The sequence below is a fragment of the Actinoplanes sp. NPDC051411 genome (assembly GCF_040682075.1).
Classification (GTDB): domain Bacteria; phylum Actinomycetota; class Actinomycetes; order Mycobacteriales; family Micromonosporaceae; genus Actinoplanes.
In genome coordinates, this window is sequence record NZ_JBFBAD010000006.1 from 95,043 (window position 1) to 114,861 (window position 19,819).

22 protein-coding genes and 2 pseudogenes are annotated in these 19,819 nt (G+C 67.6%); 12 read left to right on the forward strand and 12 right to left on the reverse strand.

Annotated elements, in window-relative coordinates; all coding sequences use genetic code 11:
* Positions 1-67 precede the first annotated feature (67 nt).
* On the forward strand, positions 68-1,087 hold the full coding sequence (gene gnd / locus AB0M88_RS05135; protein ID WP_364095574.1) for a phosphogluconate dehydrogenase (NAD(+)-dependent, decarboxylating): 1,020 nt from the start codon (positions 68-70) through the stop codon (positions 1,085-1,087).
* Between the two features lie 235 nt (positions 1,088-1,322).
* On the opposite strand, the gene AB0M88_RS05140 is transcribed toward gnd, so the two are convergent.
* Positions 1,323-1,706 (reverse strand): hypothetical protein, encoded by a 384-nt coding sequence (locus tag AB0M88_RS05140; protein WP_364095576.1) that lies wholly within the window; start codon positions 1,704-1,706, stop codon positions 1,323-1,325.
* 620 nt (positions 1,707-2,326) lie between these two features.
* Here AB0M88_RS05140 and AB0M88_RS05145 point away from each other — a divergent pair.
* Positions 2,327-2,590 carry a hypothetical protein gene (locus AB0M88_RS05145; protein WP_364095579.1) on the forward strand — a complete coding sequence of 88 codons (264 nt, stop codon included), beginning with the start codon at positions 2,327-2,329 and terminating at the stop codon, positions 2,588-2,590.
* A 36-nt stretch (positions 2,591-2,626) separates the two neighbouring features.
* On the opposite strand, the gene AB0M88_RS05150 is transcribed toward AB0M88_RS05145, so the two are convergent.
* The 6 genes from AB0M88_RS05150 to AB0M88_RS05175 all read right to left on the reverse strand — a co-directional run bounded on the left by AB0M88_RS05150 (position 2,627) and on the right by AB0M88_RS05175 (position 6,307).
* Positions 2,627-2,755, reverse strand: coding sequence for a hypothetical protein (locus AB0M88_RS05150; protein ID WP_364095582.1), 129 nt, complete (start codon positions 2,753-2,755; stop codon positions 2,627-2,629).
* A complete protein-coding gene (locus AB0M88_RS05155) occupies positions 2,752-3,123 on the reverse strand; it encodes a MarR family transcriptional regulator (protein WP_364095585.1) in 372 nt (123 codons plus the stop codon). Before AB0M88_RS05155 ends, AB0M88_RS05150 begins: the two co-directional genes overlap by 4 nt.
* 337 nt (positions 3,124-3,460) lie before the next feature.
* Positions 3,461-5,065, reverse strand: coding sequence for a chloride channel protein (locus tag AB0M88_RS05160; protein ID WP_364095587.1), 1,605 nt, complete (start codon positions 5,063-5,065; stop codon positions 3,461-3,463).
* 228 nt (positions 5,066-5,293) lie between these two features.
* Complete coding sequence (locus AB0M88_RS05165; protein WP_364095589.1) at positions 5,294-5,596, reverse strand: hypothetical protein; 303 nt, start codon at positions 5,594-5,596, stop codon at positions 5,294-5,296.
* Between the two features lie 4 nt (positions 5,597-5,600).
* On the reverse strand, positions 5,601-5,990 hold the full coding sequence (locus tag AB0M88_RS05170; RefSeq protein ID WP_364095592.1) for an STAS domain-containing protein: 390 nt from the start codon (positions 5,988-5,990) through the stop codon (positions 5,601-5,603).
* Positions 5,987-6,307, reverse strand: coding sequence for an STAS domain-containing protein (locus AB0M88_RS05175; RefSeq protein ID WP_364095595.1), 321 nt, complete (start codon positions 6,305-6,307; stop codon positions 5,987-5,989). The genes AB0M88_RS05170 and AB0M88_RS05175 overlap by 4 nt, the downstream gene beginning before the upstream one ends.
* Positions 6,308-6,951: 644 nt before the next feature.
* On the opposite strand from AB0M88_RS05175, the gene AB0M88_RS05180 reads away from it, so the two are divergent.
* Positions 6,952-7,239 (forward strand): hypothetical protein, encoded by a 288-nt coding sequence (locus tag AB0M88_RS05180; RefSeq protein WP_364095597.1) that lies wholly within the window; start codon positions 6,952-6,954, stop codon positions 7,237-7,239.
* A 26-nt stretch (positions 7,240-7,265) separates the two neighbouring features.
* Here the strand turns inward: AB0M88_RS05180 and AB0M88_RS05185 are convergent, their stop codons facing one another.
* Positions 7,266-7,856 carry a winged helix-turn-helix domain-containing protein gene (locus AB0M88_RS05185; protein WP_364095600.1) on the reverse strand — a complete coding sequence of 197 codons (591 nt, stop codon included), beginning with the start codon at positions 7,854-7,856 and terminating at the stop codon, positions 7,266-7,268.
* Between AB0M88_RS05185 and AB0M88_RS05190 the strand changes: the two genes are divergently transcribed.
* Entirely contained in the window at positions 7,855-8,694 is an 840-nt protein-coding gene (locus AB0M88_RS05190) for a M23 family metallopeptidase (protein ID WP_364095603.1), read from the forward strand. The two genes, AB0M88_RS05185 and AB0M88_RS05190, sit on opposite strands and share 2 nt — an antisense overlap.
* A 263-nt stretch (positions 8,695-8,957) precedes the next feature.
* On the opposite strand, the pseudogene AB0M88_RS05195 reads toward AB0M88_RS05190, so the two are convergent.
* Positions 8,958-9,242, reverse strand: a pseudogene (locus tag AB0M88_RS05195) (NifU family protein); the annotation flags it as partial.
* 88 nt (positions 9,243-9,330) lie between these two features.
* On the opposite strand from AB0M88_RS05195, the gene AB0M88_RS05200 reads away from it, so the two are divergent.
* The 5 genes and pseudogenes from AB0M88_RS05200 to AB0M88_RS05220 all read left to right on the forward strand — a co-directional run bounded on the left by AB0M88_RS05200 (position 9,331) and on the right by AB0M88_RS05220 (position 12,018).
* Positions 9,331-9,483, forward strand: coding sequence for a DUF4396 domain-containing protein (locus tag AB0M88_RS05200; RefSeq protein ID WP_364095606.1), 153 nt, complete (start codon positions 9,331-9,333; stop codon positions 9,481-9,483).
* Between the two features lie 71 nt (positions 9,484-9,554).
* Positions 9,555-10,015, forward strand: a pseudogene (locus tag AB0M88_RS05205) (MFS transporter); the annotation flags it as partial.
* A 184-nt stretch (positions 10,016-10,199) separates the two neighbouring features.
* Positions 10,200-10,970 carry a hypothetical protein gene (locus AB0M88_RS05210; protein ID WP_364095755.1) on the forward strand — a complete coding sequence of 257 codons (771 nt, stop codon included), beginning with the start codon at positions 10,200-10,202 and terminating at the stop codon, positions 10,968-10,970.
* Positions 10,971-10,986: 16 nt separating this feature from the next.
* Positions 10,987-11,133, forward strand: a complete 147-nt coding sequence (locus tag AB0M88_RS05215) for a hypothetical protein (protein ID WP_364095608.1) — start codon at positions 10,987-10,989, stop codon at positions 11,131-11,133.
* Between the two features lie 81 nt (positions 11,134-11,214).
* Entirely contained in the window at positions 11,215-12,018 is an 804-nt protein-coding gene (locus AB0M88_RS05220; RefSeq protein ID WP_364095611.1) for a hypothetical protein, read from the forward strand.
* A 138-nt stretch (positions 12,019-12,156) separates the two neighbouring features.
* Here AB0M88_RS05220 and AB0M88_RS05225 read toward each other — a convergent pair whose 3' ends face one another.
* Positions 12,157-12,792: a hypothetical protein gene (locus AB0M88_RS05225; protein ID WP_364095614.1), complete on the reverse strand. Its 636-nt coding sequence runs from the start codon at positions 12,790-12,792 to the stop codon at positions 12,157-12,159.
* 308 nt (positions 12,793-13,100) lie between these two features.
* Positions 13,101-13,712, reverse strand: coding sequence for a TetR/AcrR family transcriptional regulator (locus AB0M88_RS05230; protein ID WP_364095616.1), 612 nt, complete (start codon positions 13,710-13,712; stop codon positions 13,101-13,103).
* Between the two features lie 66 nt (positions 13,713-13,778).
* Between AB0M88_RS05230 and AB0M88_RS05235 the strand changes: the two genes are divergently transcribed.
* Both AB0M88_RS05235 and AB0M88_RS05240 read left to right on the forward strand, forming a co-directional pair.
* Positions 13,779-14,198, forward strand: a complete 420-nt coding sequence (locus tag AB0M88_RS05235) for a hypothetical protein (RefSeq protein ID WP_364095619.1) — start codon at positions 13,779-13,781, stop codon at positions 14,196-14,198.
* A gap of 292 nt (positions 14,199-14,490) precedes the next feature.
* Positions 14,491-17,703 carry a hypothetical protein gene (locus AB0M88_RS05240; RefSeq protein WP_364095622.1) on the forward strand — a complete coding sequence of 1,071 codons (3,213 nt, stop codon included), beginning with the start codon at positions 14,491-14,493 and terminating at the stop codon, positions 17,701-17,703.
* Between the two features lie 268 nt (positions 17,704-17,971).
* Here AB0M88_RS05240 and AB0M88_RS05245 read toward each other — a convergent pair whose 3' ends face one another.
* Positions 17,972-19,591: a recombinase family protein gene (locus AB0M88_RS05245; protein WP_364095625.1), complete on the reverse strand. Its 1,620-nt coding sequence runs from the start codon at positions 19,589-19,591 to the stop codon at positions 17,972-17,974.
* Positions 19,592-19,673: 82 nt separating this feature from the next.
* Between AB0M88_RS05245 and AB0M88_RS05250 the strand changes: the two genes are divergently transcribed.
* On the forward strand, positions 19,674-19,811 hold the full coding sequence (locus AB0M88_RS05250; RefSeq protein WP_364095627.1) for a hypothetical protein: 138 nt from the start codon (positions 19,674-19,676) through the stop codon (positions 19,809-19,811).
* Positions 19,812-19,819: the final 8 nt, after the last annotated feature.

The window sequence follows — 19,819 nt, forward strand, 5'->3', positions numbered from 1 at the left end:
TCGGCGTTTGCCCCGGCCGTACTGGGTAAGCCTGATCTCACGACCACGCGATCGAGGGGACACGACAATGCAACTGGCAATGGTGGGGCTCGGGCGCATGGGCGCCAACCTCGTACGCCGTCTGATGGCCGCCGGCCACCAGTGTGTCGTCTTCGACACCGACTCCACCGCCGTCGAGGAACTCGCCCGTGAAGGCGCGGTCGGCTGCAAGTCGCTCGACGACCTGGTAGACAAGCTCGAACAGCCACGAGCCGTATGGATCATGGTGCCCGCGGGCGCGCCCACCGAGGCCGTCGTCACCGCCCTGGCGGCACGACTCGAGCGGGGCGACATGGTCATCGACGGTGGCAACTCCTACTACCGCGACGACATCGCCCGCGCCGCCGCGCTCTCCGAGAAAGGAATCCACTACCTCGACGCCGGTACGAGCGGCGGTGTCTGGGGACGTGAGCGGGGCTACTGTCTCATGATCGGCGGGGACGCTCCCACCGTGCAGCGGCTGTCACCGCTGTTCCAGGCGATCGCTCCCGGTGTCGACGCCGCACCGCGCACTCCCGGCCAGGGGTCGGAGCCGGCCCAGGCCGAGTACGGCTACCTGCACTGCGGCCCGGCCGGCGCGGGGCATTTCGTCAAGATGGTCCACAACGGCATCGAATACGGCATGATGGCCGCCTACGCCGAGGGTCTCAACATCCTGCGCAACGCCGGTATCGGCAACACCGAGCAACAGGCCGACGCCGAGACCGCACCGCTGGCCCAGCCCGAGTACTACCGCTACAACCTCGACATCCCCGCTGTAGCCGAGGTGTGGCGCCGCGGCAGCGTCGTCTCCTCCTGGCTGCTTGATCTCACCGCCGCTGCTCTGCTGGAGTCACCGGATCTGCACGAGTACTCCGGGCGCGTGTCCGACTCCGGGGAGGGCCGCTGGACCGCGATCGCCGCAATCGAGGAAGGCGTGCCCGCACCGGTCCTGCTGACCGCGCTCACCTCGCGGTTCAGTTCGCGCGGCCTCGACCACTTCGCCAGCCAGACGCTGTCGGCCATGCGGCAGCAATTCGGCGGCCACGCCGAGAAGCCGGCCGGGTGATTCGGCCGCAGCGGCGCCGTTGAGGTCCAAACGGCGGTACACCCGCCCGAGGGCACCGTCACCACGCGGACCGCGCGGGACCGGTCGCCGGATGTCGTCGCCGGTCGCCGATACGGTGAGTCGGCTGCAGCCTTTACCGGGCGACGCGGCGACGGCTCGGCAGCGATTTGACAGCTGCGTGACGGGCCGGTTTTACCCCCTCCCTCCAGGTACGACCGGACCTGTGGGGCGATCCTCACCCCTGCGACCGGCATACGCCTACGCCCGGCGGCCCACGTTGCGCGGGTCGGCCGCCGACCGCCGGGCGCGCCGGATACGGACGGCGGTGAACGCCGCGATCGCCGATGCCCCGATCGCGAGCAGCCACAGCAATGCTGGTGAGGCCGGCGGTGAGATGCCGGCGTTGGCCTGGGCCATGCCCATCGCGGAGATCCTGCGCTGGCGGGATCGCCGCTGCTGCCAGCTTCTGGTACTGCACCAGTCCGGTGTTCTCGAGGACCTGCATGTAACCCAGGACGGAGACGTTGGCCTGGTCGACCAGCCGGCGGATCACCGGGCTGCGGGTGGCCGAGTGAACCTCGCCGACGATCGGGTAGAGGAATCCGTACGCGTCGCGCATTCAACAGCCGGATAGCCGCCGCCGTACACGTCGTCGAACAGGGTTGCGATGCCGTCGGCATCGCTCGCGGTCGCTCCCCTGACGTCGAGGTCCGAATGCGACAGGTGGTTCCGGCGACCACGAGCACTGACATGCCTGCACGAGCGCCGGTTCGGCATGTGTGGGCACGCCGCCAACCCGACGTGGAAGCGCAACCGACCGAGCCCGCCAGCAGGCCGGCGCTACCCGTGCAGCAGTCCGGCGCCCACGGCGTGTCGGCGGACAGGGGAAGCAGCTCACATGACGACGGGATGACACCGCTCGAAACAAGCTGCACGCAGGCTCGGTGGCCGCGCTGGAGGTTGACATATGCAGACGTTGTTCAACCGTCACGGGACTGCCGATGGTCCGCGGCATTCACGACCGACCATGGTCAGCGATGCTCACTGACCACATCTCACTCGATCGTCGCTACCCCGAGGCGAAAGCGCACGGGCGGCATGGCGACAGTCCACCCCCGGGTTCGACCGCGTCCTCGCCCGCCGAACCGGGATATCGAAACGTCGCCGTCGGAGTGACCGGCACGGCGAGATCTTGCCGGCGACGCATAGCATTCTACGAATGAGGGAAGCGCGCCGACAATGACGAATCTCTTGCTGGCGGCCGCCGTCGGCCTGCTTGTCGGATTGGTCGCACGGGCCGTTCGCCCGGCACGAACAAGGCTTGCCTGGTGGTTGACGACGATCGTCGGCATCGCCGCTGCAGTGCTGGGCACGGCCGCATCCGACCTCCTGGGGACGCCGTCCTCGATGCCCGCCGCACTGCTCGCCCCGCTGTTCTTCGGGGCCATCGGTGTCATCGTCGCGGAAACCGCCGATGGCATCCCGAAGCGCAAGCCTCGGTGATCCTCGCAGCCCCTTGCGGTACAGCCGTGCACATGTTCACGAAGAGGAAGAGGTCTCCCACTGCTGCCACCACTGCGGATCCGGCAACTCACCAACCGCCTCGACCAAGGCGTTGAGGACCGAGGCGAACGCCAGCGGACGGGTAAGAGCCAACTCGGCGATCACCTCCGACAGAGCCTCACGCCGGCGACGCACACCTCACCGACCAGCGCCCGGCCAGCCGGTGTCAGAGTGATCCAGGCGGCGCGCCGATCGTCCGGGCGTTCCTGGCGCGCGACCAAGCCCTTACGAACCAGGCGATTACACATGCGCACCGCCGTCGAGGACGTGACGGTCAGCTCCTGGGCCAGATCGACCACCCGTTGCGGGCCGCGCGAGACCAGCACGACCAGGGTACGGAACTGCGGCAGCGTCACGTCCTCGTCCAGACCACCGAGCGAGCGGGCCGCAACACCCACGAAAGCACGGCTGAGCGCCAACAGCGCTCCGACCACCTCGTCCTCGCCCGCCGACAACGTCGTCTCTGATGTCACCGGCCTACTGTGGCACGTCCGTCGTACGGGCTGATCCCGTGGGCCGCCAGTGGCGACATATAGGTTCAATCCTGCACCTAACGCCACGCGTGTGTAGGCTCGACCGCAGGTGCGCCGGGAAGTCCGGTCGACAGAGATCCGACCGACAAAACAGCAGCGCCTGCGCCGCGACGACCAAGCCGAGACGCCGGCAGCGGAGGCGAGCCAGAGATTCGTGAAAGCCGCTGAACTCACGGTGCGTTCCGCGCGTCGACGCGTCGACGCCGCCGCTTCGGCTGCACCCGATCGGCCAGCAGGTCGTGGTCTCCGCGTCCGACCTCCGAGAGCGGCAGTCCGTCTATATCCGCTGCCTGCCTCCGACCGCCGCGCGTAACAGGTCACGGTGGGTCAGCCATCCGGACGCGACACCACCGGACCCGACCGGGAGCCCGGCGCCGCCGTGACGGGTCAGCTCGGCGAGCGCGTCCTCCAGCGATTCGTCGCCGGTGAGGACCGGCACGACGTGGGCCAGGTCGGCGGCGGTCACTTCTTCGGCGGCGTCCTGGACCGCCCGTTCGACCTCCAGCGCCGGCACCACGCCGAGCAGGCGACCGGTGTCGTCCACCACGGGCAACGCGGTACTGCCGTCCATGGCGAACCGGGCGGCCAGATCGGTCAGCGTGGCGCCAGGCCTCAACGGCGCCGGGAGCGAGCCGGCCGCGGCGGCCACCGGGATCCGGGCCAGAGCCCGGTCGGGAGCCTGCAGATCGATACCGCGACGCAGCAGCTTCCGGGTGTAGATGGTGTCCCGGCTGATCAGCTTGGACACGCCGGCGGCGAGGGCGATCGCCAGCATCAGCGGCAGGATGATCCGGTACTCGCCGGTCAGCTCGAACATGATGAGCACGGCGGTGATCGGGGTTCGGGCCGCCCCGGCGAAGACGGCACCCATACCGATCAGCGCGAACGCTCCCGGCGACGGCGCCAGCGCAGGGTCCGCGGAGTGCAGCAGAAGGCCGAACGCCTCACCCAGCATCGCGCCCACGAACAGCGAGGGGGCGAACACGCCGCCCGAACCGCCGATGCCGATCGTGAGGCTGGTCGCGAAGATTTTGCCGACCAGCAGCAGCAGGACGAACCCGATCGCGTAGCCGCCGCCGACGGCCCGGCCCAGCACGGGGTACCCGACGCCGTACATCTGGGGCAGAGCCAGCAGGATTCCGCCGAGCAACAGGCCACCGGCCGCGGGCCGCAGCCACTCCGGTCCGCGCCAGAGCCGGTCGCAGAGATCCTCGATGAAGTAGAGGGCGCGCGACCAGCCGACTCCGACACCGGCGGCCAGCAGACCGAGAACGGCGTACGCCACGTACTCGCCCATCGACCCGATCGTGAAGGTCGGTAGCGTCAGAAACGGGTGATCGCCGAAGACCGCTCGGCTCAGCGCCGACGCCGCGACCGCGGCCAGCACCACCGCGGCGAACGACTCAACCGCGAAATCGGCCAGGATCAGCTCCAATGCGAAGAACACCCCGGCGATCGGCGTGTTGAACGTCGCCGCGATCCCACCGGCCGCGCCGCAGGCCACCAAGATCCGCAGCCGCGACTCGGGCAAACGCACCAGCTGGCCGAGGCTCGAGCCGAGAGCCGAGCCGATCTGCACGATCGGGCCCTCGCGGCCCACCGAGCCTCCGCCGCCGATACACAACGCACTGGCCAGCGCCTTGACCACGGCAACTTGCGGGCGGATCCGGCCGCCGCGTTCCGCGACGGCATACATCACCTCCGGTACGCCATGCCCCCGCGCCTCACGCGCGAAGCGGTAGACCAGCGGCCCGTAGACGAACCCGGCCACCACTGGCATGAACAGCACGAACCAGCGGCCGAGCCCCGGCAGGTGGGGGTTCGCTGCGCCGGCCGCCGCCGAATAGTCGTCGTGACCGGTGAACAGCCGGGTCGCAGTCATGATCAGCCAGCGAAACGCCGCCGCGCCCAGTCCCGATCCCAGGCCGACCACCACCGCGAGCGCCTGTAGGCCGGCTGTACTGCCATGGAGCCACTTCCAAATTTTTTGGTGCACATGTACATCATTCCACTCGCCTTTTCGGCGGTCCGCGTCCTCCCCCGGCCGCCCACGTCGCGAGACGGCGGCCGAGAAGGGAGGGCGTTCGTCTCGGCTGAGTGCCGCAAGGACCTACCGATTAAGGGGATCGATCGATCGGCACGCTTCAGAGATGGTGTCGACGACTTCCTCCTCGCTGTCGGCCGACGGCGATGCCGTTCCCTCTTCGGACGGCCGGCCACTGACCTCGTTGACCTTCATCTCCCTCAGCGCGGATTCGCGCATGTTGTGCACCATGACATGCAGGAGCCGCCCGGAGAGACGAGGATCGCCAAGCAGTGTTTGGGCCGTTCGGTCGACCAGTTGTTCGTCGGGGTCATCCCAGTCGTCGACGAGATCGTCGTCACCGTCGGGCGGCGGTCCGGAAAGACGCACGTCGTCAGCTCGTCGTCGAGGCCAAGACCTGCTCCAAGCCCGGCGTCGAATTGAGGTCACCATGACGCAACCAGGAGAAGGCCACCGCCTGGTCCGCGAATGTCGGGAACACTCCGTCGACGTGCATGGTGTGCAATACGGTCAGCACATAACGCGATGGCGCCACCAGGCACAACACGCCGCCCCGAGATCGCGACCGGGTATGGGCCCGGATCAGCAGCACACCGAGGGCGGCCGGACTTATGGTGGACACATCCGCAAGATCGACGAGGACGCCGCTGTGATGATCCGCGGCCCAGGACAACACGTCACGCAGACGTGATACCGGCGATGCCTCGATATCGCCGTCCACCCGGACGACAACGCCGTCATCAAAGATGCTCGGCTCGATCATGCCGTCTCCGTCCCGACGCCGTCCGATTGTTCGATCTCGAATACCTGGACGAGTCCGGCCAGGCGCAGCGTGCGACGCACCCGATCGGTGGGCGTCCGCAGCACCATGCGTCCCCCGGCGTGCATCATGGCCCGATGGGCCTGCAGGAGGACCGCGATCCCGGCGGCGTCCACGACCGGGCAGTGCCGCAGATCGATCACGAGGCGCGGTGACTGCAATGCCACCGCCTCGGCTATCGCCCGTCCCCATGCGTCGACCGCGGACCCTTCAAACGATCCGATGACGATCACGACGTCGTCGTTCGAGCCGTCCACCATCGGCATCTCCTCCCCGGACCGGTCCTGCCGTGCGAATACACCTTTGCGGGATCATGTCGCGACAGTTCTCCGGCGACGTGACAGTTGCATGACAGTCCGATCCGTGCGGGTTGTCGCATTGGCCGCGACACCGGGCCGGATCCAGGCTGGGTTCATGCCCACCGCATCGACATTCGAGAGTGAGAGCCGGGCGAACATCTCCCAGCGTGTTCGACGACAGTGACCCCGGGCTCTCCGGCCGCCTAACCGGCGCTGGTGAGGAGAGGTAGAGCGGACCGCGCCGCGCCGATCCCCCGGTCCACTGCTTAGGCTGCAGCGCCGTGAACGCCACCGTCGTTGTCTCGATCGCGGGACTTTTCGCCACCACCACCGTCGGGTTCTCTCCCCGGTCCTGCAGGGCCGATTCGCCGCGCGGAATACCGCCCAAGCCAGGCGCTACGAGCAGCAACTGAGCGTCTACGCCGACGCGATGCAGTTCACGTACGCGCGCAAGCAGCGACCAGCTCGGATGGCGTTTTCGGCACCCGCAAGGTTGTCGGCTGCTGTCATCGAACTTTCATAGCGCGGTTGGAAAATCTCCATATCACCGAGCAAGGTTCGGAGAACGAGTTCCAAGCTGGCTCAGACAAGTCAGGGAGGTCAATATGCTAACCATCTCCAACGCCGCTTCCGAAGCCATTCACACCATGCTCCGAGTTCCCGGCGTTCCGCCGGAGGGCGGCGTGCGCGTCCAGTACGCCCCGGATCATCAGCGACTGAGCGTCTTCCTGGCGTCGGAACCCATGGTCGGGGATCTCAAGTACGATGCCGGCGACGGTGCTTTCCTCTACGTCGCCGCGGAAGTCGCCGAGCGGATCCACGGCAAGACCTTCGACGCCAGGCGCAACGGCACGGGCCGCACGCAGTTCGTTTTGCACCGGGCCTCGCACTGAGATTCGGCGGTCTGCTGCGCCAGCACTCAATGCTGGACACAAGCCATGACCACCAGTAGTGGCACGACCCGTTCGGGTGGCACCGCGTACCTTGCGCGAGCTGCTGTCCGCAGCCAGCCGGCTGCGACCAATTGCCGGACATGGTGGTAGAGCTGGCCCGTGCTCTCGATGCCGTCGATGGTTTGCAGCTCGGCGGCGGACCGGCGGCCGCGCATGACGGCGCGGACGATCTGCAACCGGGCCGGATGAGCGAGCGCCGCCAGGACCGGCGTCCCGAGTGTCCAGTCGGACTCGACGATCCCCTCGACCGGCAACGTCTGCTGCCATTCGTAGCGCTCACCATCGGAAACCTCAACGGTCCCGGTGAACAACACCGCTCCTGCCTCGGGAGCCAGCTCGCGCAGCCGCCGCAAGGCCCAGTAGGTGTCCTCATCGTCCGCGATCGGAGCGTGACCGGCGATCGGAGCGGCGGCACGGGTCTCCAGCGCCGCGAGACGCTCTTCGATCTGCGTCAGCCGGGCGATCAGCTCGTCGTCTCCCGGTTGGTTCACGGGCAAACCTCCGTTACTTTGGAAATGCGTACTTACGAAGTCCAGCGTATCGGAGGGGTAAATCATGGCCCACCTAGCAGCCCGTATCCGGGTGCCGTTGTTGCTGTCGGTCCTGCTCGTCCTCCTGACCCAACCCTGGTCAGGTCTTCGCCCGCCCTGGTGGCTGGCCTGTGTCGCGCTGGGTGGCGCCTTCGCGTTGTACGCGTGGGTGGGCCGGGTACGCGCTGCGCCGGTGCCGATGGACCCGCCGGTGCGCGGGAGGTGGCGGGCAGTCAACAGTCCCACCACCCGGGTCCCCAGCCACGGCGTCCACGCATACGGTCAGACGTACGCCGTCGACCTGGTGTTTCAGCCACCCGGCAGCCCGCCTCCCCGGCTTGGGTGGCGCCCGCTCGCCAGGCCGGCGAGCGACTTCGCCGGGTTCGGGCAGCCCGTCTACTCCGCCTCTGGAGGCCGGGTTGTACGGGTGCGGCAGGGCCAGCGCGACCATTGGAGTCGCAACTCGGTGCCGGGCCTGATCTACCTGCTGGTTGAGGGCATGGTCCGGGAGGTTCTAGGAGCCGGCCGGGTGGTCGGCAACCACATCGTGATCGACATGGGCGCGAACCGGTACCTGTTGTACGCCCACCTGCAACGACATTCCGCCACGATACGGGCCGGCGAGTTCGTCACCGCCGGCCAGCAGATCGCCCGCTGCGGCAATTCCGGCAACTCCAGCGAGCCACACTTGCACTTCCAGGTCATGGACCGGTCACGACCCACCTTCGCCGCCGGGCTACCATTCCGGTTCACCGACCGCGACGGGACCGCACAGCCTGCTCCGCACACCGGCGAGTTCCTGGCCGTGGACGCTGCCGGACGGACGGCGGCCACCCCCGGCATCCGACAGCAGGCACGACCCTGAGTCCCAACGGAATCCACAGCTCGATCTCCCCTCGGTCTTGCGGACACCGGTGTGCATGCCGTGTCCACCCGCTCACACAGAGAAAGTAAGGTCCGGACCTCCACCACGATGAGGTCCTGACGTTCGACGCCGTCATCGGCACCGGCCATCGGCGCATTGAGCGAACCCACGTTGTAGCCGTGCCCGGCGGCCGACGCCTCGATCACTTCACCGCTGGTCGGAGAACCGGCGACCCCGGGTATGACGGCCGGCGGGCAGCCGTGGCAGGCGCCCTCGAGGCGTACGGTCACGACACCCTCGCGGACGTCGACCAACTGGATGTCGCCGCCGTGCGAAGCGGCGAACCGGCCGAGGCCGCCGCCGAGCAGATCCCGGACGGCCGAGCGCAGCGACTCGTCCGCGGCCGCTGCAGCGGCCTCTGCAGCGGCGCAGTTCGAGCCAGAGACCGGGGACCAGCCGCCCCGGTCGGCCAGGGCGGCGCGCAGGGCCGTACGCACTCGCGCGCCCTCGTGGGCCCAATCGCGGCGCGGCCTGAGTGTGGTTTCCACCGCGGGGCCGTCTCCGGGCTCATCGTCGGCGCGCTGGTCGGTTGGTTGCTCGTGCTGTTCGGGGTGATGACCCCGAGATCTCGGCGCTGTGGCTCACGGTGAACGCGGGCATTCTCGGTGCCGTGCTCCGGACACCGCCGCCTACTGGTTCCTCATGCAGATCGGCATGGCCCTGGGCTTCCTGACGGCCTATCCGGTCAACGCGTGGCTGATCCGGCGCGGCATCAAGGAAGCCATGTGACCCAGCAATCCACCGGCACCGCACGGTCACGGCAGGGCACCCAGCCGGTGGTGCCGTCCCTGGTCGTCGCGGTGATCGCCTTCGCGGTGCAGCAGACCTCCGTCGTGCCCGCCGTGCATACCATCGAGACCGCGTTGCACGGCAGCCAGGAGTGGTCGTCGTGGCTGGTCACCGTTTACCTGATCGTGGCGACGGCGGCGACCCCGGCAATGGGGCGGCTCGGTGACCTGTACGGACGCCGCCGGATGCTACTGATCGGCCTGGGCGTGTTCGCGGTCGCGTCTCTGGCCGCCACGGCCGCACCGAACCTGGCCGTGCTGCTGGTGTGCCGAGCCGTGCAGGGGGTCGGCGGCTCGGTCTACCCGGTCGCGCTCGTGCTCCCCGCGACGCGGTACCCGAGAAGCTGACCGGGCGGGTGGTCTCCGCGCTCGCCGCGGCGTTCGGCATCGGCACGGCGATCGGTTTCGCCGGCGGCGGCCTGGTGGCGCAGTACGCGTCGTGGCGGTGGATCTTCGCCGGTGGCGCTGTGCTGGTCGCCGCCGGGATGGTGCACGCCTGGCGGATGACACCCGCCCATCAGGACCGGGCCGCCGGCGGCTACGACGTGGTCGGCACGCTGCCTGACCGTCGCGGCGGTCGCGCTGCTCAGCGGCCTGACCATCGTCGTCGTCCAGGGCCGGCGATCACCGATCACCCTCGGCCCGCTCGCGGTCGCCGTGGTCGCCGCTGCCTGGTGGCTGCGGCACGAACGCCGCACCGACAACCCGCTGATCGATCTTGGCATCTTCGCCAACCGGCATGTGAGCGCGGGCAACTTAGCCACCGTCGGGCTCGGCTGGGCCCTGTTCGGCAGCTATCTGCTCGTCCCGCAGATGATCCGCGCCGACCCGGGCACCACCGGCTACGGGCTGTCCGCCTCCACCGCCACGATCGGGCTGCTGCTGGTGCCGCTGGCGGTCGGCCAGACCGCCGCGTCGCCGCTGGGCGGTCTGCTCGAGCGGCGTCTGCCGGCGCGCGGCATCTTCGCCGCTGGGCTGCTGCTGGTGGCGTGCGGCATGGGCCTGCTGTGCCTGGCACGGCAATCCGCGATCCTCGTCGGGGTCGCTGTGCTACTGCTGGGTGCTGGAGCGGGCGCCGGCCTGCAGGCCGGAAGCTCGACCGCGACCAACGGGGTCGCGCCGGAGGTAGCCGCCGCTTCCACAGCGGCGAACAGCACCCATCCGCCGGCTGGCCGGCGGGGTCGGCGGGCAGACCAACACCATCCTGCTCGCCTCCTTCGCCGCCTCGTTGTCCGCGTCACCCACCTTCACCGGCTATCTCGTCTGCTACCTGCTCGCCGCCGTTCTGTGTCTCACTGGCGCTGTGCTGGTCTGGCGGGTGCACTGACAGGCGCCGAGAAACGTCGACCGCATCGGCGTAGCCGACCGAACCACGGGTACGCGGTCCTCAACGACAGGCAACGACACATGATCGATGTCGCCTTCTGACTCAGGAGTCATCACCATGCCGAACGACCGGGACGGCGAGCACGCCGGCGGCAGCATCGTCGACACCCCGCGCGCCAACATGTCACCCGAGCAGATCCAGAGGGACAACGAAGCTCGCCAGCGGGAACAGGAAGCCGACCAGGACAAGAAGGAGGACCAGTAACGGCGTCGCCGGCCACCGACCCGCCCGCGCGGGCCAGCAACGAGGCGACCGGCGATCAGCTTGCTGTCGCTCGCACGCAGGGTGACGCCTACGGCGACGCGCTCAAGGCCATGGCCGACGAGGACGGCGCCGTGCTCGCCCGCGCCGGCTTACCTGATCGCCTTCGTCGACGAGGAAGCCGAAGGCAAGTACGAACGCGACGGCGACCGGCTCGTCTGGCGTGAGGCAGCACCGCAGGCCACGATGCACCTCGAGGTCGCGGTGGCCGACGGCGCCGCCGGCCACTTCGTCGCCGGCCTGACTGTCCACATTGAGGTCGAGCAGGACGGCCGGACACTGATCCGCACCGACCTGCCGTTCCTGTGGCACCCGTTCCTCTACCACTACGGCACCAACGCCCAAATTCCGGCGCCGGACCGTACAGTGTCACCGTGCGCATCGACGCTCCGGACTTCATGCGCCACGACCCGTTCAACGGTCGCCGCTACCCCGAGACGATCACCCTTTTACGCCGGGACTGACGACCTCGACGCCGCCACCCTGCTGGCCGGACAGACCGGCTTCGACCGCGGCGAACGCCTCGCCGGCACCATCGCCGCCATCCGCAACGAACTCGCCGACGGGCCACTGCTTTACCGCTACACCGGCATGCGGAAAGAGGAAGGCACCTTCCTGGCCTGCTCGTTCTGGCTTGTCTCCGCCCTCACCAGCCTCGGCCGGCACCAGCAAGCCGCAGCCCAGATGAAGGCCGCTGTCACGCTCACCACCGATCTCGGGCTGCTCGCCGAACAGATCAACCCCGCCGACCGCAGCATGCTCGGCAACCTACCCCAAGCCCTCAGCCACCTCGCCCTGATCAACGCCGCCTTCGCCCTGCGACCGTGAACTGGCTCAGTCTTCGCGGTGGCCTCAGGCAGAGGTTTGCGGCGGCGCAGGGTCACGATGGCTCAGCCGGCGGCGATGCCGATAAGAAAGAACGGCAGGAAACCGGTGAACAGCACCGCCACCTCCCACGGCCCGGTGTCAGTCTCGTGCGCTTCCCGAAGTAGCTCCTCGAGAACCCAGATAGATGATCACACTGGCGCCCAGGCCCAGCACGGCCGTAGCAGCGAACGAGCCGGACTGGGCGATCACCCAGCCCAAACTGCCCGCGGCCCTGATCGCGGCCCCGATACCGGCAGCGGCTGCGACCACACGTCCGGACGGCCGACGCTTCCGAAGCGCCGCTGCGGCGCTCACACCCAGCAGACCCACCTCCGGAGCGAGCGCCACAGCGAACAGCAGACCGGTCCCCGCTCCCAACGCCGCTGACAGACCGATCAACACACCATCGACGAGGATGTCCACGGCGGCCGTCACCACGAACGTTCCGACACCGGCGCCGTCGGCCCACGCCCGGATCGCCAGCATGGCGACTAAACCGGCCACCATGCCGGCCACAGCGGCCACAGCGGCCACCAGTTGTCCGGCGCGGTGCAGCAACTTGTCCAACACGTCGACGACCAGGCCCGCGAGGACGGTCCCGGCGGCCGCATGCTGCACTAAAGCTCGCACCCGGGCCGACAGGGCGAACCGCGTGGACACTATCGACCCGGCCAACACGGCCACCGCCCCGATCCCGGCGTAGCCGAACGAGACGACGGGTGTCCCGATCACCACCGGTCCCCCTGCCCCCGGCCGGTCTCAGGTCTGTCATCTACCGCCCAGTTGCCGGCAGGCAACCGCCGTAAAACGCTCCGTTTGCCGGGGGGCACGCCGCACCGATCCGACTCATCGACTGCGGCCAGCGCGGTCCGGAAGGTGGATCAATGCCAGACCGGTTTCCGGATCCACGCGCTGTAACTAATCAGCTCAGCTGACTGAGGTCAATCTGACGTGAAGCGCGGATCGCGGGAGATCCGGATGTCGGAACAGTGAGGCTGATCGATCAGCTGAGGTCGGTGCGTATCGCGGGATGGGCTTGGACGTCAGCCGTCGTCTCTGATCGATTGCCTGAGAACGAGTCGCAAGACGCTGTCGCGATACGCCGCTCCGGCCTCCTCGGGGCTCAGCCGACCGGCTGTGACCTGTTGGCCGGCGGCGTGGCCGAGGACGATAGTGGCGCTGATGATCCAGGCTTCGGAATGGCGTGCTTCGAACACGCCGGCCTGGCAGCCGCGGCGGACCAGCTCGCTGAGCTGGGTGGAGACAGGTCGGTGTCGGTCGTGCTCGTCGGCCGGTGGTGCAGCCACTGCGATGACCGGGCTGAGTAGGACCGGGTAACGCTGCACGATGGCCCAGCTCGCCTCCAGCCAGCGACGCAGCGCCTCGCCTGGGGGCGGTGTCGTCAAGTCGAGTGCATCCAGCGCGCTCGCCGTTTCGGCAGTGAGGTGGTCGACCACGGCGCCAAGTAGGGCCGTGCGGGACGGGAAGTGCGCGTAGACCGTCTGCCGTACCACTCCGGCCGCTGCGGCGATGTCTTCGATGCTGGCGTCAGCCTGCTGACCCAGCACGGCGATCGCCGCGTCCAGCACTGCAGCGCGGCTCCGCTCCGCATCGAGCCGCCGCTTACGGCCTCGCTGAGCAATAGGTTCGGCCACGATTGCCAAGCTTAAGCGTTCGGCTTATCTTGGACACACATGTCCAATTTAAATGGAGGAGTCGCTATGAGTCAGCACCTCTCCGGTACGCCCGGCGCCGATCTGATCGGCTACCTGACTCGGTACCCGCAGGAACTCACGTTCGGACACCAGGACCCAGCGGCCGTTTTCGGTCGCTATCACATCGACGACTTCGTGCTCCGCAACGATGGCATCCTCCTCGACAAGATGCGGCTACTTGCCCATGTCAAGGCCGGCCGCCGAAACGCTACGCAGATCAATGTCGAGGTGCACGATGCGCTGATGTCCGGCGCCCAGGTCGCCGCTCGTTACACGCTGACCGCCACAATGCGCCGCGGCCAGGTGATCGCGACCGAGATCCACATGTTCGGTCAACTTGACCCAGATGGCCGCCTCCGCAGCGTGGAGCAACTATCGCGGGACGTCTCGCCGAAGAACTCGGGCAGCGCAGAGCAACCGGCGTAAAGAAGAGCCGAGGCCCGTATCCGGACATCGGCAGATCCGCCGTACCGCGCCCCCCGGCTAGGGTGACTTACTGTAGTCGACGGACGCTCCCGGCTTGTTCCGGCAGGCGTACCGACGTCGATGGCTTCTGTGTACTTCCTCACGTACGCAGCTCTGCACTCCAAGGCGTACGCCGACACCTCGACACGAACCGGCTCGCAAGAAAGGTGCCGCACTTCTTCGGGCCAACCGCTCGTCACCCACCCAGACAGTCCGAACGAAGCACGGTCGGCATTCGTAGCAGACTGACCGGATGACGGCACGAAGCCAGCCACGTCCCTGGGCACGCTGCGAGACCGACGAGAACCTGTCGACTCAGCCGGCACCCGGGACGCCCGGCACCCGGCCGGCCGGCGAAGACCTCGACCTCCACATAGGCTGGGACCGATTCGAAAAGCTCGTACTGCGTATTGCCAAGCGCACACTCGGACTCCGAGGCATCCAATTCCGGCGCTACGGCATCCAGGGACAGCGCCAGCAGGGCATCGACCTGGCCGGACGCAAGCCCGATGGAAAGTACGTCGTCATCCAGTGCAAGGACAACAAATCCTTCACTCCCGCGACACTCCGCAAGGCAGTCAGAACCTTCATGTCGGGTCGGCTGCCGTTCGACGCCGTGCACTTCATCGTGACGACCTCGGCCTCGACCGAGCAAACCCAGCTGTTCGACGAGCTCGCCAGCCTCAGCGACGCCTACCCGCACCTGACCATCGACCTGTGGGGAGCCGAACAGCTCAACCAATCCCTTCGAGCCCTGGCCGACGTAGTCGCCCAATTCTGGACCCGCGAAACCGCAGCCGTTTTCTGCACCTCCGCGCCACCGCCGGGAATACCTACCCCACCGCCTGACCGACGACTCCAAGCCGAACGCATTCTGGTAGGTCCCCTCAACTCCGAAGACACACCACTCAAGCTTCATCAAGCCGACGCCAAGCGCGCCGACGAACCCCGCGAGGCCGCCAAACTCTATGCCGAGCTGGCCGCCCGCCTCGAAACGGCGGGCTACCACGGCCACGGAGCCGTAATACGCGACCGTCAAGTGACCGCGCTTCAAGCCGCCGGTGACTCGGGCGGCGCACTCGCCCTCACCGCACGACTCATCGTTGACGCCCTCGACCGAGCAGGCTTTGAAGAGGCTCGCCGACTACGACACCAAGCCAGCAGACTGCTCGAGAACCCCGGCGACCACGCAGACGCAGCCACCCTTCGACACCACCGCGCCGCCTCGCTCGCGAGCCTTGCGATCGACTATCTCGGCGACCCGCTCTGCCGCCCCGACGAACTCCTGGCAGCCCTGTCCGAGCCGGGAACCGAGATACTGCCACACCACGGGCGGCTGGTACGACTTCTCGCCGAGGGAGTCCTGGCCAGCCACCCGTCTCGGATCGCCGAGTTCGACCGCCTTCTCCGATCCGCCCTCGATCACCTCGACCTTCCCCGCTGGCATGAGACCGAAATCAGGCTCAGGCTCCTCGTCGCCGAGTACGACCAGCACGAACGCGAAGCACTCAATACTCTCGCCGGCCGACATCATGTTTTGGGTCGTCTCGCGGCGCTCATCAACGCACGCGAGGCCCGGCGCTGCTCGATGGAAAGCCGACTCGAAGAGGCGGTCGACGCCTGGCGTGACGCCATCTCCGATGCCATCCATGATGGCCTCGCGGACGATGCCGCCGACTGGCTCTACGCGATTCGCTCGGCCAACGGCCGTCTCGGCTCCTGGTCCTCGGGGATCGACGACGAACACCACCTCGCACAGGCCCTACGGAACACCGGCACGGATCGCCTGCTCCAGCGCAGTCGGCTCCCCAGTGACCACGCCCGAACGGCCTTGCTGGCAGGAAACCCGATCGAAGCGATATTGGCCGCCCGCCAATGGCTCACCGACGCTGTCGTCACCGGCAGCTGGGCGGTCGAAATGGAGGCGACACGATTCCTCGGTGAGCTCTACCGCGACAACGCGGAACCCGCTCTGGCGGCCGACTTCCTCGCGAGATCCGGCAGCGCCCAGAAGCTGACCGAACTGGCCGAACGAGTTGGTGACGAACTCATCCAGATCGAAATTAATCGGGCAGAACCGTGGTGGGTGACCGACGCGAAGATCGCGTTCGCGACAACACAAGCCGATCTGATCCCCGACCAAGCCGCAGCCAATCTCCTCGAGATCCTCACCGACATCACAATACGAGGACGTGCCGGAGAGTTCGCGGAGCCGCCTGGCCGCGGCAGCCTGACCGAGCGGGCCGTCGAAGGCATGTGCGCACTTGCTCACCGCGGTACCTCCGAGCAGGCGGCCGCGGTTCTCGACCTGCTCGCCGCCGACGTCGTCCGAGGGCCCCGCCAGTTCCGTCCCAGCGACAACGCGCACGCCGCCGCGTGCGTCGAGATTTCCATTGCGCATCCCGATATAGCCCTACCCGGCCTTCGCCGCCTGCTCGAACTCACAAGATACGGCGTACAACACGCCGCAAAGTTGAGCATCGACGAGCGCGTCATCGGCCTGATTCGCGGAAACCCTGGCAACGACGGGCCGTTGCTGCCGCTCCTCCCCAAAGAAGAACGGGACCTCCTGAAGGCCCAAGCCCTCATACCCGGCGCCGGCACCTCCTACCTGAGCGCGGTATTACCCGCCGCACTGGCCCCTGAGGAGCCCTCCACTCAACGCCTGGCGAAGGAAGCACGCGATCGCATTCTGTCTCGTCCGAAGCCCAGCCCTGCCCGAGTCGAGTCTGGATCCACGATCGTGCCCGACTCCTACCTGGCTACGACGCTCGACGAAAGCGACCAAGCCGCCTGCCTCGAAAAGTTGCTGAGCATTGCCGAAGATTCGAACGAAACCGCCGGTCACCGGCAGGACGCACTCGTTGGCGCCGCCAACCTCCTCATCAGCGCCAATGCGCGCCTCCACGCCGGGGTATTTCCCCGCGTCATACCCTTTGTGACCGGCGCCCGCGACGGGAGTGCATACGACGACCAACTAACTGGCGCCTCACACCCACTAAGCCGCTTCCGGATCGATGGGCCGGCATCGACACTGCGCGGACACGCCCTGCGCCTCGCCCGACTATCCGCCCGCGACGACACCGACCTTCGTTGGATACGCGACCAGGCAGTAAATCTCCTAAGCAACGACGAAAACACCACCACCAATCTCGCGAGCTCCACGCTCGCGCATTTACCTCACGAGATCACAGAAAATCTCGACGCAGGCGTGTTGGCCGCACATGAACACGTAAACATCCGCCAGCTCGGCGCCATTCTCTGCATGCGACGGCCACGCCAATACGACACGGTTTGCAAGCACCTGGCCCGAGACAAGAGCCCTCGCGTACGGCAGGTCCTGGCGGACTGTGCCGTCCGCGCGCGAGACGACGACCCTCTAGCGGCAGGAGAGATCCTCGAGATCCTGAAAGACGACGTTCGACACAGCGTGCGCACAACAGCACAGTGGCAACGCCCATCGTAGATGCCAGAGGTCGCACACCTGGGGATATCCCAAGTAACCACGTCCCACCCGTCGGGCAGGTAAACTCCTCGGCTTTCTCCCCGCCAACCACGGCTCAATACCCAGCGGTTTCGCGGGCACTAATACGATCGAATTCGGCCTCAGTAAGCCAACACTCGAGGACGATGCCGCGCGCACAGAAATTGGGTACAATAGACGGCATGACACTCATGCCGCTCATGAGTGACCAGGTATTGTGCCAAGATCCGGACACGTTAACCCCCACGGGTCATTCACGTTTCACGTGATGCCTGGCGGGGGTTTTGTCGTTCATGACCTGCCGCGGGAACCGCGCCGCCTCCCAGGTTGACCGGCCGGTACTCCTCCGAGGCCGCGGCGGTAGCGGCAACTGCTGCGGGGTCTCGTTGTCTGGCTCGTCCAACACAGGTTCGGACTCGTCTTCGACAGGCGCCGTAGCCTCGATCACCAAGGTCCCTGGTCCGCCGCAAACGACGAGCAGATCGCCGGCTCTCAAATAGGCCGCCAAGTCCTCCGGGCCGCCGAGTAGGGCAACGTCGCGGTGAGCCTCGCGAAGCGTGCGGAACAGCCGGACCTGCGACCAGTACACCCACTTCGGGCCAACGCCCGCCCGATGCGCCGAGGTGCTGCCGTGCCGGCACCGATATCCCGGATTGCCGTGCACCCAATGCCCCTCCAGCCGGCGCTCGCACACCGCACAGACCAGCAGCCCGGTCAGCGCGTACCGGCGCGACGTGCCATCGTCCGGCAGTCCGATCGCGGTGATCTGCTGCGCCACGGCGAAATCCTCGTCACTGACCAGCGCGGGGTGCGTGTACTCGTTCGAGACGACCCAGTCGCTGCGGTCGCTCCATACCCGCACCGGACCCAGACTCGACCGCTTGTCCCCCGGCACCGCCTCCCGATGATCGGTGTACTGCCGGTTCCACACCTGCCGACCGGTGTAGCGCGGATTCGCCAACAGCGCCGCCACCGTCCGCAACGTCCACACCGTCTGCTGCCGATGCGGATTGCGGATCCGGTCATACGCCCCAGGTGACGGTACTCGGCGCTCGTTGAGCATCCGCGCGATCGCGGCCTGGCTGAAGCCTTCCAAGCGGCGGGCGAAGATCCACCGCACGTGTGGGGCCGTCACCGGATCGAGATTTAGTCGCCGCTGCCTGCGGCCCCACATCGCGTGCACCAGATTCGGGTGCGGACCCGCGTCCACCAGCTGATAGCCGTACGGCGGCCGGCCACCCAGCATCCGGCCCTGCTCACGAACCTGAGCCGCCATCGCCGCCGTCGTCCGCGACCGATTACGCAGCACCTCCCGCTCCGACTGATGACCCAGCATCATCAGCAACGCCCGATGCTCCGGTTCACCCAGATCCACCGGGCCGCGCGCTTCCGGCAGCCACACCTGCACCCCGTACGCGTTCAACTGGGCGATCACCGGCTGGGCCTGACCGGCGGCGAACGCACGCTCGAACTCAGCCACCACCACCGCGTCAAACTCGCGATCCGGGTCCGCCGCAGCCACCAACAACGCCGCCGCCTCAGGACGCCGCACCCACGGCAGACTCCGCGACGCCGCCGTATCGAAAAACTCGACCACAATGTGGCCGCGCCCGGCGACCAACCGGCCAGCCGCCTCCAACTGCCACGCCCGCGACGACACCGGATCCTGAAACCGAGCGGTCGAAATCCGGCCATAGAACGCGAACCGAGTACCACCCGACGGCACCGGCCGGTCACGGCCCCGCACCCGTCGTGCGCCTGGCGCCTGCAGCCAGGCAGTGAGGGCGCCGTCGCTCAGGGCGCCGGTACGGGTGGGTGCAGGACTCGGCATGGCGATCAACTCATTCGGCCAGGGCAATACGCCGCTCACCCAGAGCTAGCACCAAGTCGCCTCCGGTAACGCAACCGGTCACCCGGACAACGCTTGGCTCGCGGGATCGATCACCCTGAAGATGGACGGCCACGCTGTACAGGCCAAGATCGCGCGCGAGCGGGAAAAGCCGACCTTGAGCTCGAGCGCTTCCGTTGAAAGGTTGAACGCGACGGCGGTGCGCGCCGCCGATGATCTGGTCACCGAGCGCAGCAGATGAGCAGTGAC

Coding starts and splice junctions, on each gene's coding strand:
- gnd (WP_364095574.1), top strand. CDS start 68: ATGCAACTGGCAATGGTGGGGCTCGGGCGCATGGGCGCCAACCTCGTA.
- AB0M88_RS05240 (WP_364095622.1), top strand. CDS start 14,491: ATGACGGCACGAAGCCAGCCACGTCCCTGGGCACGCTGCGAGACCGAC.
- AB0M88_RS05180 (WP_364095597.1), top strand. CDS start 6,952: ATGCTAACCATCTCCAACGCCGCTTCCGAAGCCATTCACACCATGCTC.
- AB0M88_RS05145 (WP_364095579.1), top strand. CDS start 2,327: ATGACGAATCTCTTGCTGGCGGCCGCCGTCGGCCTGCTTGTCGGATTG.
- AB0M88_RS05190 (WP_364095603.1), top strand. CDS start 7,855: ATGGCCCACCTAGCAGCCCGTATCCGGGTGCCGTTGTTGCTGTCGGTC.
- AB0M88_RS05160 (WP_364095587.1), bottom strand. CDS start 5,065: ATGACTGCGACCCGGCTGTTCACCGGTCACGACGACTATTCGGCGGCG.
- AB0M88_RS05170 (WP_364095592.1), bottom strand. CDS start 5,990: ATGATCGAGCCGAGCATCTTTGATGACGGCGTTGTCGTCCGGGTGGAC.
- AB0M88_RS05140 (WP_364095576.1), bottom strand. CDS start 1,706: ATGCGCGACGCGTACGGATTCCTCTACCCGATCGTCGGCGAGGTTCAC.
- AB0M88_RS05185 (WP_364095600.1), bottom strand. CDS start 7,856: ATGATTTACCCCTCCGATACGCTGGACTTCGTAAGTACGCATTTCCAA.
- AB0M88_RS05215 (WP_364095608.1), top strand. CDS start 10,987: ATGCCGAACGACCGGGACGGCGAGCACGCCGGCGGCAGCATCGTCGAC.
- AB0M88_RS05250 (WP_364095627.1), top strand. CDS start 19,674: ATGGACGGCCACGCTGTACAGGCCAAGATCGCGCGCGAGCGGGAAAAG.
- AB0M88_RS05235 (WP_364095619.1), top strand. CDS start 13,779: ATGAGTCAGCACCTCTCCGGTACGCCCGGCGCCGATCTGATCGGCTAC.
- AB0M88_RS05175 (WP_364095595.1), bottom strand. CDS start 6,307: ATGGTGGACGGCTCGAACGACGACGTCGTGATCGTCATCGGATCGTTT.